Origin of the sequence: Streptomyces sp. NBC_01294 (genome assembly GCF_035917235.1) — a bacterium.
Classification (GTDB): domain Bacteria; phylum Actinomycetota; class Actinomycetes; order Streptomycetales; family Streptomycetaceae; genus Streptomyces; species Streptomyces caledonius.
The window spans coordinates 4,740,782-4,755,225 of the sequence record NZ_CP108423.1; the positions used below are offsets into that span (position 1 = coordinate 4,740,782).

Sequence of the window (14,444 nt, forward strand, 5' to 3'; positions counted from 1 at the left end):
GCCTGGAAACGGCGGCGGGGGCGCGGGAGTGACGGTTCGGTGCGGCGCCGTTGCCGGGGGCGCCGGCTGGGCGGAAAGATCGGGGCTCCGCCCCGGACCCCGCGCCTCAAACGTCGGCGGGGCTGTCTTTTTTTTCCGACAGGGTCAGACCGGCCGCGACCGTCGCCGTCGCGACCAGGCCCGCCCAGAGCACCGCGTACGCGCCCGTCCACGTGCAGGCGAGGACGGCGACGGCCGAGACCGGCAGGACCAGCTGCTGGGCGAGACCGCGCTTGAAGTGGCGGGAGTGCAGCAGCCACACCATGAACAGGAAGACCGCGGTGGGGACGGTGACGGCGGCGTTGGCGGCCGTCTGCGAGATGTGCGCCTTGCCGACCGTGTGCTCGACCGCGACCTCGATGCCCGCGCCGATCGCCGCACCGGAGGCGAAGATCAGCAGGTGGCCGTAGCCCCACGGGATGGCCTCGCGGTTGGACGTCAGGTGCTCGTGCATCGGTACGGCGAAGTAGATCCACCACGCGGCGAACACGATCAGCAGCCCGCCCCCCGCCATGGGCAGCAGCACGTCGAGGGCCTCGTGCTCGTCGAGCGCCGACTTGACCGCGACCGTGCTCGCGGCGATCGTCTCGCCCAGCACGATGATGGTGAACAGGCCGTACCGCTCCACGATGTGGTGGGGGTGCCAGGGCGTCTCGTGCCCGCGCTCGGCGATCACCGGGACCAGCAGCTCGGCGGCGACCAGGACCAGGAACAGCCAGCGCTTCGCGTCGTTCGGGGCGAACAGCAGCCCCACCCAGCCGGCCTGGCAGACCACCAGACCGGCCGCGTACTTCAGGGCCGACGCCCTGGCCGCGCCACGCTCCCCGGCGGCGGCCCGCAGCCACTGCGCCGTCAGCGCGACGCGCATGATGATGTAGCCGATGACGGCGACGGTCCAGTCGTTCTCGTCGAAGGCCTGGCTCACCCCGGCCGCGTAGACGAGCACGCCGGAGATCTGCACCAGGGTCGCGATCCGGTACGGCACGTCGTCGCAGTCGTAGGCGGAGGCGAACCAGGTGAAGTTCATCCAGGCCCACCACACCCCGAAGAACACGAAGAAGTAGCCGATCACCCCGGTGCCGGGATGGCCCTCCGCGAGCGCGTGCACCAGCCGGGCTCCGGCCTGGGCGATCGCGACGACGAAACAGAGGTCGAAGAACAGCTCCAGCGGGGTGGCCGCGCGGTGGTCCTCGTCACGGCTGCGGGCGGTCATGGGGGAGATGGCCATACCGGCCAGGAGACCAGAGGGCGGACCTTCGGCAGGCCGGACGCGCTGCCCGTACGCCCGCTGTGCCCCGGGCGGACGCCCCGGGGAGCCACCGGACCAGCCGGGGTCGGTGGCACCGCCTACCGGCCAACGCACTGGGGGCGACGGGACCTTGTCCCAACGCCCGCAGTGCCTTCTCCGCTGCCGCGGGGTGCCCCCGGGAACGCAGCCTGGACAGGTCAGGACAGGACTCTTCTCCCAGTTCAGGACCACGCCATGAGTACCGCCACGCAGGAAGTGCACAGGCCGCCGCTCACCGATCCGGCGCAATACCGCCCCGGCCGCACCATCACGCAATGGTCGCCCGAGGATCCGGCCTTCTGGCGCACCACGGGGAAGAGGGTCGCCACCCGCAACCGGTGGATCGCGGTGCCCGCCCTGCTGGTGGCCGTCGTCGTCCGGCAGGTCTGGGGCATCACGGCGACCAACCTGAAGGACGTCGGCTTCGGGTACTCCCGGTCCCAGCTCTTCTGGCTGACGGCGGACCCCGGCCTCACCGGCGGCACCGCGCGCATCCTCTGCACCTTCCTACCCGAAGCAGGAGAAGGGCAACGCCCACCTGGGTGATGACCTGGCTCCACGTCGGCACCTTCGGCTCCTTCATCGGGTTCGCCGTGTCACCCCGTTCGGTCTAATTCCGTATCCGGCATAGCGGGCTGAATCGGTACAGATCGCCTAGCGTGGGGCTGTGCCCGAGCCATCAGAAGCCCTTGCCGCCACGCACTCGCCCCCCGGGGCCGCCGGCGCCGGCGAGGCCACGGAGACCTCGCCCGGCCCGCCGCCGCCCGCGCCGGGCGGCTCGCGCCGCGGGGTCGCCCAACGGGCCACCCTGGCCGGCGCCGCGGTCTCCCTCCTGCTCGTCGCCGCGATCGTGCTGGGCAGCCGAATGCTCCGCGACTTCGACTCGGCGCTGCTGCCGTACGCCGTCGCGACGGTCTTCCTGGCCTTCGGCGTGGCCTACCGGTACACGGTCTGGGTCTCCGCGCCCGCCGCCCGCCGCCTCTTCAGACAAGGCTTCGGCAGCTTCTTCTCGGCCGACAACTTCCGCAGGGCACCCACCGCCCTGCCGAAGATGATCGCCACCTACCTCGGCTTCCAGAAGTTCCTCGGCGCCCGCTCCCGCGCCCGGTGGGCCGCCCACCAGCTCATCTTCTGGGGCTGCGTCCTGGCCGCCCTCATCACCTTCCCGCTGACCTGGGGCTGGTTCACCTTCACCTCCGACAGCGGGTCGGGCCCCGGCTACGAGATGCGGATCTGGGGGATCAAGGTCATCGGCTTCGACTCGCTGAACGTCCTGGGCTGGCTGATGTTCCACGGCCTGGACGTCGCCGCCGTGCTGGTCATCCCCGGGGCCTCGTACTTCCTGTGGCGCAGGATGAAGGACCGCGGCGCCATCACCGGCCAGCGCTTCGCCTACGACTTGCTGCCGCTGATCTGCCTGATCGTGATCTCGGTGACCGGCCTGCTGCTGACCTTCTCCTCGATCTTCCTGCACGGCGGCGGCTACGAGTTCCTGGCCATCCTGCACATGGTGTCGGTGGTGTTCACCCTCATCTACATCCCGTTCGGGAAGTTCTTCCACATCGTCCAGCGCCCGGCCGCCGTCGGCATGCAGCTGTTCAAGTACACGGCCCGGCAGGACGAGCAGGTCTTCGCCTGCAAGCGCTGCGGGGAGCCCATCGACACCACCCCGTACGTGGAGAACCTGCGGGGCACGATGCAGGACCTGAAGCTCGACTTCAACGCCTTCGTCGAATACTGCCCGCGCTGCAAGCGGGTGCTGCGCGGGAACGCCTACCTGCACCACGTCAAGAAGGGCTTCAAGTGACCGCGACCGACCCCGCCAAGGCCGCGTCCCGGCCCGTGCCGATCCCCCTCGACCCCTCGATCGCCCCGCCCGGCACCCGCAACTTCCGCGACGCGGGCGGCATCCCCGCCGACCAGTGGCACACAGACCAGAACGGCGAGACCCTCGTCCCCACCCACTGCTGCTTCTGCGGGGTGCAGTGCGGCATGTACCTGCGCGTGGACAAGGGCGGCAAGGTCTTCGGCGTGGAGCCCCGCGACCACGACATCAACCGGATGCGGCTGTGCCCCAAGGGCATCAACGCCTACCAGCAGGTCAACCACCCCGACCGGCTGACCGCGCCGCTGATGCGCCGCTCCCGCGAGGAGGACTTCCGGGAAGTGTCCTGGGACGAGGCCCTGGACTTCACCGTCTCCGAGGTCCGGCGCATCCAGGCCGCCCACGGTAACGACGCCTTCGGCCTGCTCGGCGGCGCCAGCCTCTACTCCGAGAAGACCTACCTGGTCGGCAAGTTCGGCCGGGTCGCCCTCAAGACCCGGCACGTCGACTACAACGGCCGCCTGTGCATGGTCAGCGCCGCGGGCGCCAACAAGCTCTCCTTCGGTATCGACCGGGCCGCCAACCCCTTCTCCGACATCCTCCTCACCGACTGCCTGCTGATCGCCGGGTCGAACGTGGCGGAGTGCTTCCCGGTGATGACCCAGTACGTCTGGGGGGCACGCGACCGGGGCGCCTCGCTGATCGTCGTCGACCCGCGCGAGACGGCCATCGCCCGCACCGCCGACGTCCACGTGGCCCTCAAGCCCGGTACCGACTCCGCGTTCTTCAACGCCGTGCTCCATGTGATCGTCGCCGAAGGGCTGACCGACGAGGCGTACCTCGCCGCCCACACCACCGGCTGGGACGAGGTCAGGAAGACCGTCCAGGACTACCCGCCCGAGCGCTCCGCCGAGATCTGCGGCGTCCCCGCCGCCCAGATCGTCCAGGTGGCCCGGATGTTCGGCGGCGCGGACAAGGCCATGGCCTTCCACGCCCGCGGGGTCGAGCACCACTCCCAGGGCGTCGAGAACTGCCTGTCCGTCATCAACATGTGCGTGGCCACCGGAAACCTCGGCAGACCGGGAGCCGGCTACGGCACCATCACCGGCCAGGGCAACGGTCAGGGCGGCCGCGAGCACGGCCAGAAGTCCGACCTCCTTCCCGGCGGCCGGTCCATCATGAACGAGGAGCACCGCCGCCAGATCTGCCGGATCTGGGGCATCGAGGAGTCCGAACTCCCGCCCGCCGGCACCTCCATGATGGAGATGGTCTGGCAGATGCAGCGGCAGGAGATCCGCGGCCTGATCGGCATCTGCAACAACCCCTTCGTCTCGCTCCCCCACTACCGGGTGGTCAAGCAGGGCTACGACACCCTCGAATTCCACGCACAGTTCGACTTCTTCCTCTCCGAGACCGCGGCCAACGCACACGTGGTCTTCCCGGTCACCGTGTGGGCGGAGGACGAGGGCGTCATGGCCAACACCGAGGCCCGCGTCGTCAAGCACAACAAGGCGCAGGAGCCCCCGGCCGGAGTGCGCACCGACACCTGGGTGATGTGCGAACTCGCCAGGCGCCTCGGGGCCGGCGACAAGTTCGACTTCGCCGGCTCCCGCGAGGTGTTCGACGAGCTCCGCATCGCCTCCGCCGGCACGGTCAACGACTACTACGGCATCACCTACGAACGCCTGGAGGAGACCGGCGGCATCATGTGGCCCTGCCCCTCCACCGACCACCCGGGCACCCCCCGGCTGTTCGAGGGCGGCAGGACCTACCACCCCGACGGCAAGATCCACCTGCAGGTCGTCGAGTGGCACCCGCCGATGGACCCCTACAGCGAGGAATACCCCCTCTCCCTCACCACCGGCCGCACCGTCGCCCACTTCCTCTCCGGCAACCAGACCCGCCGGCTGGGCGCCCTCGTCGAACAGACCCCGCGCCCCTGGGTGGAGGTCCACCCCTCGCACGGCTACCGCAACGGCGACCCGGTCCGGGTGGTCACCCGCCGCGGCAGCGAGGTCTTCCCGGCCCTGGTCACCGAGGCCATCCGCCCGGACACCGTCTTCATCCCGTACCACTGGCCCGTGCCGACGGCCGCGAACGCCCTGACCATCGACGCCCTCGACCCCCGCTCGAAGATTCCCGAGTACAAGGTCTGCGCCGCCCGGATCGAGGCCGCCGAACGTGTCGACGAGGTCCCGGCACCGCCCATGGCCCCGGGTCACCAGGCCTATCCGGAGGCCCAGGTCGCCCGCACCGACCCCCTGCCCCCCACGTCCTCGCAGGGCCGTGGCACGGCGGAGAGGAGCTGACCCGCCATGATGGGCCGCACGATCTTCATCGACCCGGGTCGCTGCATCGGCTGCCAGGCCTGCGTCTCGGCCTGCCGCGAATGCGACTCCCACCGCGGCAAGTCGATGATCCACCTGGACTACACCGAACCCGGCATGTCCGTCGCCTCCCTTCCGACCGTCTGCATGCACTGCGAGGACCCGGTCGCGCCCTGCGCCGAGGTCTGTCCCGCCGACGCGATCCTGGTGACCGCCGACGGAGTGGTCCAGCAGGCCGACACCACCCGCTGCATCGGCTGCGCCAACTGCGTCAACGCCTGCCCCTTCGGCGTCCCGAAGATCGACCTCCAGGCGAAGCTGCAGATGAAGTGCAACCTCTGCTACGACCGCACCGCCTACGGCCTGGCCCCCATGTGCGCCACGGTCTGCCCCACCGGCGCCCTCTTCTACGGAACCCTCGAGGAACTCCAGGCCGAGCGCCCCGGCGTCCAGGTGGCCGACTCCTTCGCCTTCGGCGACGTGATGGTCAGCACCGGAGTGGCGATGGTCGTCCCCGCCGACAAGGTCCGGTGGCCCGTTCCCGGCGGTCTGCCCGTGGTCGAGATCAATGGAGTGGACATGCGCGAAGAGCATTCGAACGAGGGTGGCGGCGGGCGACGGGCGGGCGGAGTCGACGTCCGATGAGCGTGACCCAACAGCCCGCCCCCGCACCGGGCTCCGATCCCGCCGGGGACGAGGCCGCCGAACAGCTGCGTGACCGGATCAGCGCCGACTCCCTCACCACCCGCCGCGACTACCTGCGGATCGTCGCCACCGTCTCCGGCGGCCTGGCCATCGGCGGCGTCGGCGTCGCCGCCGGCATCCTGCACCGGCACGGCGACAGCGAGACCCTGCCCCCGACCAAGAAGGTCACCGACCGGCTGGATCCCGGCCAGTCCGTGGCCTTCCGCTACCCCGGCGACGAGGACCGGGCGCTCGCGGTACGCCTGGCCGACGGCGCCCTCGTCGGCTACTCCGCCGTCTGCACCCACCTGGCCTGCGCCGTGCTGTGGCGCGAGGACCGGGGCCCCGACGGCGAGCTGCTATGCCCCTGCCACGAGGGTGTCTTCGACGCCCGCACCGGCGAGGTGACCGCGGGACCCCCACCCCGCCCGCTCCCCAAGGTCTTCCTGACCGAGCGTCCCGACGGCAGTGTCTGGGCCGTCGCCATCGCCCGGTCGGGCGAGCCGGCCAAGGACGCCCTGTGCCGGCAGTTCGGTGATGCACACCCCCTCGAATCGGCCCAGCTGGGCTGTCCCGGTGCACCGGTCGCCCCTGAGAGCAGGCGGACATGAGCGACGCACAGGTGCCTCCGCGCCCGGACCACCAGCCGGGCAGTGCCCAGCCTCGGCTGAACCGGCCGGTGCGGGAGCGGTACCCGCAGATCCGCTCCACCAGCGGCTACGGAGACCCGCGGATCCGGCACACGGGCCCCGGCCCGGGCGCCGGCACCGAGCAGGAGCCGGAGCGGTCCTCGAAGCTCAACGCCCGTCTGGCGCTGGCCCTCACCGTCGTCATCGGACAGCTCTGGGCGTTGACCGTCACCGTCAACGAGTGGATGGAGGGCAACACCGGCACGGCCTGGTGGGGAGCGGGATTCCTGATCCTGTCCTTCCTGGTCGTGATCGCACTGTGGCTCCTCGACCCGAAGGACCGATGACCATGTCCATACCCACTCCCACGCCCACCCCCCGGGCGGCGGGCTCGCACCGCGCCGAGACCTACGAACCCGGCGCCACCATCGGCGACTGGCGGCCCGAGGACGAGGACTTCTGGCAGTCCACCGGCCGCCGGGTCGCCCAGCGCAACCTGTGGATCTCGATCCCGGCCCTGATGCTCGCCTTCGTGGTCTGGCAGGTCTGGTCGGTCACCGTGGTCAAGCTGAACGACGTCGGCTTCGGCTTCTCCCAGTCGCAGCTGTTCTGGCTCACCGCCATCCCCGGCATCACCGGCGGCACCTTCCGGATCCTCTACACCTTCATCGGTCCGATCTTCGGCGAGCGGAAGTTCACCGCGTTCAGCACGATCATCCTGGTCCTGCCGATGCTGTGGCTCGGCTTCGCGCTCCAGGACCCCGGCACCCCGTACTGGGAGCTGGTGCTGATCGCGGCGGTCTGCGGCATCGGCGGCGCCAACTTCGCCTCCTCGATGGCCAACATCGGCTTCTTCTTCCCCAAGCGGGAGAAGGGCAGCGCCAACGGCCTCAACGGCGGGCTCGGCAACCTCGGCGTGAGCGTCGTCCAGCTGGTCGCCCCGCTGGTGGTCACCGCCGCCGTGCTGGGCGCCCCGGCGGGCGGTCCGCAGCACGACGCGAAGGAGAACACCGGCATCTGGCTGCAGAACGGCGCCTTCCTCTGGGTGCCGCTGCTCGTGATCATGGCGCTGCTCGCCTGGTTCCTGATGAACGACCTCAAGGTGGCCTCGGCACCCTTCAGCCGGCAGAAGATCATCTTCAGGCGCAAGCACAACTGGCTGATGACCTGGCTCTACGTCGGCACCTTCGGGTCCTTCATCGGCTTCGCCGCCGGCCTGCCCCTGCTGATCAAGAACAACTTCGAGGCGCAGGGCTACCAGGCCACCACCTATGCGTGGATCGGCCCCTTCGTCGGCGCACTCATGCGCTGGGCCGGAGGCCGGCTCTCCGACAGGGTGGGCGGCGCCAGGGTCACCCTGCTGTCCTTCGTCGGGATGGCCGCCTCCCTGGTCGTGGTGATCTTCGCGCTGCCGCACGCCGGGGACCAGGGCAACTTCTGGGCCTTCTTCATCGGCTTCCTGGCGGCCTTCGCCTTCTCCGGCCTCGGCAACGGCTCCACCTTCCGGCAGATCCCGGTCATCTTCCGGGACCAGCACATGCGGGAGGCCGAGGGCAAGGGCCCCGAGGCGCAGGCCGCCGCCATGAGGCAGTCGGAGATGGAGGCGGGCGCCGTCACCGGATTCTCCTCCGCCATCGCCGCCTACGGCTTCTTCTTCATCCCGGCGATGTTCGCGGCCATGGCCGTCACCCACGCGCTGTGGCTGTTCACCGGCTTCTACGCCACCTGCCTGGCGGTGTGCTGGTGGTTCTACGCCCGCAAGGGTGCCGAGGCTCCCAGCTGAGCGGGGTCGCGCGACGGGGCGGCCGTACCCTGGAGGCATGAGCAGCACCCCCGCCTCCGACCCGCAGCCCCCGCGCCCCGTCCCCGGGGCCGAGAAGCCCCGGCCCAAGCCCAGGCTGGTCTTCGACGACCCGCTGGACCAGCAGTCCTCGGACGACACCGACCGGGGCTGGGGCGAGCGGCCGCCCGCCGGCGGAAGCGCGGCCGACCTGGCCCGCTTCCTCGACGAGAAGCCCCCGCACCACATCTGACCGGCCGAGGCGGCCGGAGCGGTCAGAACGCGTCGCGCGAACCCCCGGGGCCGGCGCTGCCGCCGCCGTTGGTGCGCTGGGCGACCAGCGCGTCCCGGATCTCCTTGAGGACCTCCAGCTCGGTGATCTCCATGGTCTCCTGGACGCCTTCCTTCGCCTTGCGCCGCGCCTCCTGCTTGGCGAGGTACTTCGCCATCGGCAGCACCATGAGGAAGTACACGACCGCGGCGGTGATCACGAAGGTCAGCGTGGCGTTCAGCACCGAGCCCCAGAGGATCTCCACGCCCGTCGGCTGGCCGTTCGCACCGACGCCGCACGGGCTCTTGAGGCAGGACTTGTAGCCGTCCAGGCTCTGCGTGCCCACCGCGCCGATCAGCGGGCTGATGATGCCCTTGACCACCGAGTTCACGATGTTCGTGAACGCGGCGCCGATGACCACGGCCACCGCGAGGTCGACCACGTTGCCGCGCATCAGGAAGGCCTTGAAGCCTGCCAGCACGCTCTCCTTCTTCTTCTCGCTCACCACTGAGCCTTTCTTCACATGTGCCGAACACGGAGCCAACGGTTCCGAAAGTTACGGCAGTCCGGGCGCGGCGTGTCCAATCGGCCCCCGCCCCGAGGTGAATTGACCGGCCACGTGTGCGAATCAACACAACGTCACCGCCAGCCGGGTCACGGCGCCCGCTCCCACGAGATCCCGCGCGGTGTCCCGGGGCACGGACAGGACCACCAGGGCCCCACCGTCCCCAACGCCTGCGTCCGGACGGGGGACTTCGGAAACCCGGGCCCCCGCGGCCACCACCCTGGGCGGTCCGGCGCGCTCCGCCGCGACCACGTCGACCCGGTCCCCGGGCCGCAGCAGGCGCACCGTCGCGGCGTCCGCGATGCGCACGGGGGCCGACACCATCCGCACCGCCGCGGGCGGTGCGGAGCCGTGCGAGGCCCGTACCGGTGGCGGCGGGGCGCCCCGCGAAGCCTGTGCTTCCGTCCCGCCCACGGCGAGGGCCGCCGCCACGACGGCCAGCCCGGCCGAGGCGGCCCGCCGCCTGCGCCGCAGGGCCCGGTGCAGCCGGTCCCCGCCCCGCCCCACGCGAAGCGGTGGGAACGGCGGGACCGGGCGCGCGGGGGGACACGCGGAGGAAGTCGAAGAGGCCGTGGAACAACGGGACATGACGAACACCACCAGACCGAGTGAGTTGCTGTGCCCGGACCCGTCGCCCGGACACATCCCACGATCCGGCCTCCCGGGGAATCCCGCCGGGGCCTGTGGACAGTCCCCAGCCTGTGGACAACCCCGTCACCCGCAGGAGTTACCCGCAGCCCGCGCCCGCCGCAGCGCGGCCACCGGGTCCGCGGCCCTCGCGATCGACCGGCCCACCACGACGTGCGAGGCCCCGGCCGCGAAGGCGGCCTGGGGCGTCCCCGCCCGCGCATGCCCGCCCGCCGAGCCGCCCACAGGGCCGCCCGCAGGGCCCCCTACCGAGCCACCGGCCGATCCGCCTGCCGCTCCACCCGCCGGCACGTCCGGCCCCAGCGTCACCCCCGGCGTCACGATCAGCCGGTCCGGCCCCAGCAGCTCGCGCAGCACCCCGGCCTCCCGCGGCGAGGCGATGACCCCGTCGCATCCCGCGCCCACCGCCAGCCGGGCCAGCCGCAGCACCTGCTCCTCGGTGTCCGCCTCGATGCCGATGTCCGCGAGGTCGCCGGCGGTCATGCTGGTGACGACCGTCAGCGCGAGCACCCGCAACCGCGGGAACTCCCGCGCCGCCTCGACCGCCGCGGACATGATCCCCGTACCGCCCATGCCGTGCACCGTCACCATGGATGCGCCCAGGGCGCCGGCGGCGCGGACGGCGCCGGCGACGGAGTTCGGGATCTCGAAGAGCTTCAGGTCGAGGAAGACCTCGTGGCCCCGCTCGACGAGGTCGCGCGCGAGCCCGGGGCCCGCCGCGGTCAGCAGCTCCAGGCCGATCTTGTAGAAGCCGCACGCGTCGCCGAGGCGCTCGACGAGCTCCTCGGCGGCCCGGCGGTCGTCGAAGTCGAGGGCGACGATGACCTTGCGGTCGGCGCAGGGGAAGTCCGTGTTCACGCCGTCATTGTCGGCGTCACGGCCCGGCCGCGATCCGGCAGGCGTCCGCGAAGCCCTGACTGGTCAGGCCGAAGGCGCTGTTGACGCGCGAGCGCCAGTTCTCCAGGGCGACCATCGCGGTGAGCTCGACGAACGCCGCCTCGCCGAGCCGCGCGATCAGTTCCGCGGCGAGTTCGTCCGTGACCGCCGGCTCGGTCTCGGTCATGGCCTCGGCGTACTCCATGACGAGGAGTTCCAGGTCGGTGAACACCTCGCGGGACTCCCGCCACCGCGGCACCCGCTCGATCTTCTCCGTCGGCACGCCCAGCTCGTGGCCCTCCCAGTAGCCGAAGTCCATGCACCACGAGCAGTTGATGCGGGCCGCCGCCGCCATCACGGCCAGGTGCTTGAGACCGGCGTCGAGCGCGTTCCACTTCGCCGCCCGCTGTTCCAGGCGGACGTACGAGAAGAGCACGCGCGAGTGGTGCCCGTAGGCCTGGCCGGGGTCGAGCACCTTGCCGTACGTACGGCGCGAGTACCAGGAGCCGATGCGCATGAGGAGGGTGCGGGGCGGGGTGAGCGAGATACGCGGCATGACAGTCATCTCCCGGGCAGGGGCGGTCTTGTTACCGCCCTCATCAAGGAGGACCGGACAGCCGGGGCGAATGTGACAGCCGCCGCGCGATGCCCCCGCGGCAGGGGGTCAGGGAAGCTCGATGCCCAGGTCCCAGCCGTCGTGCGCGTGCGTGCACAGGCAGGCGCGGGACTCCGTCGGCGGCAGGGCCGCCACCGCGTCGAAGAGGACCTCGCGCAGCCGGCCGACGTTCTCGCCGAACACCTTCAGGACCTCGGTGTGGGAGACGCCCTCGCCCGTCTCGGCGCCCGCGTCCAGGTCCGTGACCAGGGCCATCGAGGTGTAGCAGAGCCCCAGCTCGCGCGCGAGGATCGCCTCGGGGTGCCCGGTCATGCCGACGACCGACCAGCCCGCCGCCGCGTGCCACTGCGACTCCGCCCGCGTCGAGAAGCGCGGCCCCTCGATGACGACCATGGTGCCGCCGTCCACCGGCTCCCAGTCCCGGCCCCGGGCCGCCGCGATCGCCACCGACCGGCCCACCGGGCAGTACGGGTCGGCGAAGGTGGTGTGCACGACGTTGGGAACCGCCCCGTCCGGCAGCGGCTCCCCGTCGAAGAAGGTCTGCACGCGCGACTTCGTACGGTCGACCAGCTGGTCGGGGACGAGCAGCGTGCCCGGTCCGTACTCGGTCCGCAGACCGCCGACCGCGCACGGGCCCAGCACCTGGCGGACGCCGACCGAGCGCAGCGCCCACAGGTTCGCCCGGTAGTTGATCTTGTGCGGCGGGACGGTGTGGCTGCGTCCGTGCCGGGGCAGGAAGGCCACCTGGCGGCCGGCCAGCTCGCCCACGTACAGGGAGTCGCTCGGGGGCCCGTACGGGGTCTCCACCTGGATCTCGGAGACGTCCTCCATGAAGGAGTAGAAGCCCGAGCCGCCGATGACACCGATCTCTGCGTTCACCATGCGGCCCACCCTAACGGGGCATGCCGAAGGCCCCGCTGCCCGGTCAGGGGCGGGCGGGGCCTCGGGGAGAAGCGATCAGGCGGCCGACGTGGAGCTGCTCGTGCTCGACGACGTCGAGGAGGACGAAGCGGCGGGAGCGGCGGCAGCGGTCGACGTCGAGGACGACGACGAACCGGAGGCGGGCTTCGAGGCAGGCGTGCTGCTCGACGAGGCGCCACGGCTGTCGTTCCGGTAGAAACCGGAGCCCTTGAAGACGATGCCGACCGCGGAGAACACCTTCTTCAGGCGTCCGTCACAGCTCGGGCACACGGTCAGGGCGTCATCGGTGAACTTCTGCACGGCCTCAAGGCCCTCACCGCACTCGGTGCACTGGTACTGGTAGGTCGGCACGAATTTCCTCCTGGCACTCTCACTCAATGAGTGCTAACGACGCTCCATGGTGACGTATTCCGGCGGATCAGTCCACCGTCACCGGCACGCGGTGACCCATCCCACGCTCGTTCAACCGCTGACGGGAGGTCGGCGAGGAGGTGGCCGGCGTGGCCGGGGCCGCGGGCGCGGCGCCCGGACCGGACGAGTTCACGATCCGGCTCGGGGCCTTCGGGGCCAGCTTCCCGCGCAGCGCCAGCAGGGTGGTCAGCGCGAGCGCGGTGGCCGCCATGGGCACCAGGAAGCCGAACGAGGACCCGTGCGCGTCCGTCAGGCGGCCGGCCAGGGTGACGGCGATGGCCTGCCCGAAGGCGATCGAACCGGTCAGCCAGGTGAAGGCCTCGGTCCGGGCGCCCGCGGGGACCAGCTGCTCGACCATCGTGTAGCCGGTGATCAGCGCCGGGGCGATGAACAGGCCGACGACCAGGCCGAGCGCGCCCAGCAGGATGATCGAGTGGGCGGCCCACAGGACGGACGCGGCGGCGGTGAGGCCGATGTAGCCCAGGATCAGCCGGCGGCGCGGGCCGATCTTCCAGGCGATGGCGCCCATGGCGATGCCGGCGATCATGTTGCCGGCGGCGAAGACGCCGTAGAGCAGGCCGTTGGCCCCGGGGTTGCCGATCTCGTCGGAGAAGGCGGCGAGCGAGACCTGCATGCCGCCGAAGACGGCGCCGATCCCGAGGAAGGCGAAGATCAGGACGCGCAGGCCCGGGAAGGACAGCGCGAAGGCGCGCTTCTCACCGGTGGCCGACGGGGCGTGCGGCTTGGGCTGGGTGGCCCGCTGGGCCGCGAAGAGCAGACCGCCGAGCAGCGTCAGCGTGGCCTCGGTGGCCAGGCCGGCCGCCGGGTGGACGCCGGTGCACAGCGCGGTCGCCAGGACCGGGCCGACGACGAAGGTGAACTCGTCGGTGACGGACTCGAAGGCGGCGGCCGTCGGCAGCAGGGGCGAGCCCTCCAGCTTGGCGGCCCAGCGCGCCCGGACCATCGGTCCGACCTGCGGCACCGAGGCGCCGGCGGGTACGGCGGCCAGTGCCAGGGCCCAGACCGGCGCCCCCAGCAGGGCGAGCGCGGTCAGGCCGCTGACGGCGGCGGCGTGCGCGAGGACCACGGGCAGCAGGACGGCGCTCTGGCCGAGGCGGTCGGTGAAGATGCCCATCAGGGGCGCGGACAGCGCCATGGAGACGCCGGTGACGGCGGCGACGATGCCGGCGCTGCCGTAGGAACCGGTGGTGTGCTGGACCAGCAGCAGGATGCTGATGGTCAGCATGCCGAAGGGGAGTCGGGCTGCGAAGCCGGGGAGTACGAAGCCGAGGGCGCCGGGCGTGCGCAGGAGCTTCCCGTAGCCGGGGCGGGCGGACTTGTCGGTCGTGACCGCGGATGTCACGGCCTGGCCTTTCCGCTGCCTGGTAGAGCGTCCCCGTCTGCGGGCGGTGCTCCGCCTTGTGAGCGGCCGCACCCGTACATGTGGGAGCCCCGAGAGCTGTCCTCTTGCGCAGAACCGAGTGATACCTGGGCACCCACTGCGGGAGGGAGCCACGGCCGCTTTGCGGTCGCGCCAGCTCTGCGTCAGGCAGAGTTGGTTCGA

At 71.4% G+C, this 14,444-nt stretch carries 16 protein-coding genes; 8 read left to right on the forward strand and 8 right to left on the reverse strand.

From position 1 onward, the window contains the following. Positions 1 to 106: 106 nt before the first annotated feature. A complete protein-coding gene (locus tag OG534_RS21545) occupies positions 107 to 1,267 on the reverse strand; it encodes a low temperature requirement protein A (protein ID WP_326589894.1) in 1,161 nt (386 codons plus the stop codon). A gap of 255 nt (positions 1,268 to 1,522) precedes the next feature. On the opposite strand from OG534_RS21545, the gene OG534_RS21550 reads away from it, so the two are divergent. The 8 genes from OG534_RS21550 to OG534_RS21585 all read left to right on the forward strand — a co-directional run bounded on the left by OG534_RS21550 (position 1,523) and on the right by OG534_RS21585 (position 8,825). Continuing rightward, a complete protein-coding gene (locus OG534_RS21550) occupies positions 1,523 to 1,873 on the forward strand; it encodes a hypothetical protein (RefSeq protein ID WP_326589896.1) in 351 nt (116 codons plus the stop codon). 121 nt (positions 1,874 to 1,994) lie between these two features. Beyond that, positions 1,995 to 3,134 (forward strand): MFS transporter, encoded by a 1,140-nt coding sequence (locus OG534_RS21555; protein WP_326589898.1) that lies wholly within the window; start codon positions 1,995 to 1,997, stop codon positions 3,132 to 3,134. Next, a complete protein-coding gene (locus OG534_RS21560) occupies positions 3,131 to 5,461 on the forward strand; it encodes a molybdopterin oxidoreductase family protein (protein WP_326589900.1) in 2,331 nt (776 codons plus the stop codon). Before OG534_RS21555 ends, OG534_RS21560 begins: the two co-directional genes overlap by 4 nt. Positions 5,462 to 5,467: 6 nt before the next feature. After that, entirely contained in the window at positions 5,468 to 6,124 is a 657-nt protein-coding gene (locus OG534_RS21565; protein WP_326589902.1) for a 4Fe-4S dicluster domain-containing protein, read from the forward strand. Then, positions 6,121 to 6,774, forward strand: a complete 654-nt coding sequence (locus OG534_RS21570) for a QcrA and Rieske domain-containing protein (protein ID WP_326589903.1) — start codon at positions 6,121 to 6,123, stop codon at positions 6,772 to 6,774. The genes OG534_RS21565 and OG534_RS21570 overlap by 4 nt, the downstream gene beginning before the upstream one ends. Next, positions 6,771 to 7,139 (forward strand): hypothetical protein, encoded by a 369-nt coding sequence (locus OG534_RS21575; protein ID WP_326589904.1) that lies wholly within the window; start codon positions 6,771 to 6,773, stop codon positions 7,137 to 7,139. Before OG534_RS21570 ends, OG534_RS21575 begins: the two co-directional genes overlap by 4 nt. Positions 7,140 to 7,141: 2 nt before the next feature. After that, a complete protein-coding gene (locus OG534_RS21580; protein WP_326589906.1) occupies positions 7,142 to 8,575 on the forward strand; it encodes a NarK family nitrate/nitrite MFS transporter in 1,434 nt (477 codons plus the stop codon). 37 nt (positions 8,576 to 8,612) lie between these two features. Further along, positions 8,613 to 8,825, forward strand: a complete 213-nt coding sequence (locus OG534_RS21585) for a hypothetical protein (RefSeq protein WP_326589909.1) — start codon at positions 8,613 to 8,615, stop codon at positions 8,823 to 8,825. Between the two features lie 22 nt (positions 8,826 to 8,847). On the opposite strand, the gene mscL is transcribed toward OG534_RS21585, so the two are convergent. The 7 genes from mscL to OG534_RS21620 all read right to left on the reverse strand — a co-directional run bounded on the left by mscL (position 8,848) and on the right by OG534_RS21620 (position 14,243). Then, positions 8,848 to 9,351, reverse strand: a complete 504-nt coding sequence (mscL, locus tag OG534_RS21590) for a large conductance mechanosensitive channel protein MscL (RefSeq protein WP_326589911.1) — start codon at positions 9,349 to 9,351, stop codon at positions 8,848 to 8,850. Between the two features lie 120 nt (positions 9,352 to 9,471). Further along, positions 9,472 to 9,915, reverse strand: coding sequence for a hypothetical protein (locus OG534_RS21595; protein ID WP_442807120.1), 444 nt, complete (start codon positions 9,913 to 9,915; stop codon positions 9,472 to 9,474). Positions 9,916 to 10,122: 207 nt separating this feature from the next. Beyond that, positions 10,123 to 10,914, reverse strand: coding sequence for an orotidine-5'-phosphate decarboxylase (gene pyrF, locus OG534_RS21600; RefSeq protein ID WP_326589913.1), 792 nt, complete (start codon positions 10,912 to 10,914; stop codon positions 10,123 to 10,125). Positions 10,915 to 10,930: 16 nt separating this feature from the next. After that, positions 10,931 to 11,488: a carboxymuconolactone decarboxylase family protein gene (locus OG534_RS21605; protein WP_326589915.1), complete on the reverse strand. Its 558-nt coding sequence runs from the start codon at positions 11,486 to 11,488 to the stop codon at positions 10,931 to 10,933. A gap of 108 nt (positions 11,489 to 11,596) precedes the next feature. Next, positions 11,597 to 12,430 (reverse strand): S-methyl-5'-thioadenosine phosphorylase, encoded by an 834-nt coding sequence (locus OG534_RS21610; protein WP_326589917.1) that lies wholly within the window; start codon positions 12,428 to 12,430, stop codon positions 11,597 to 11,599. Between the two features lie 75 nt (positions 12,431 to 12,505). Next, positions 12,506 to 12,820 (reverse strand): FmdB family zinc ribbon protein, encoded by a 315-nt coding sequence (locus tag OG534_RS21615; RefSeq protein ID WP_326589920.1) that lies wholly within the window; start codon positions 12,818 to 12,820, stop codon positions 12,506 to 12,508. A 67-nt stretch (positions 12,821 to 12,887) separates the two neighbouring features. Beyond that, positions 12,888 to 14,243, reverse strand: coding sequence for an MFS transporter (locus OG534_RS21620; protein WP_326589922.1), 1,356 nt, complete (start codon positions 14,241 to 14,243; stop codon positions 12,888 to 12,890). Positions 14,244 to 14,444: the final 201 nt, after the last annotated feature.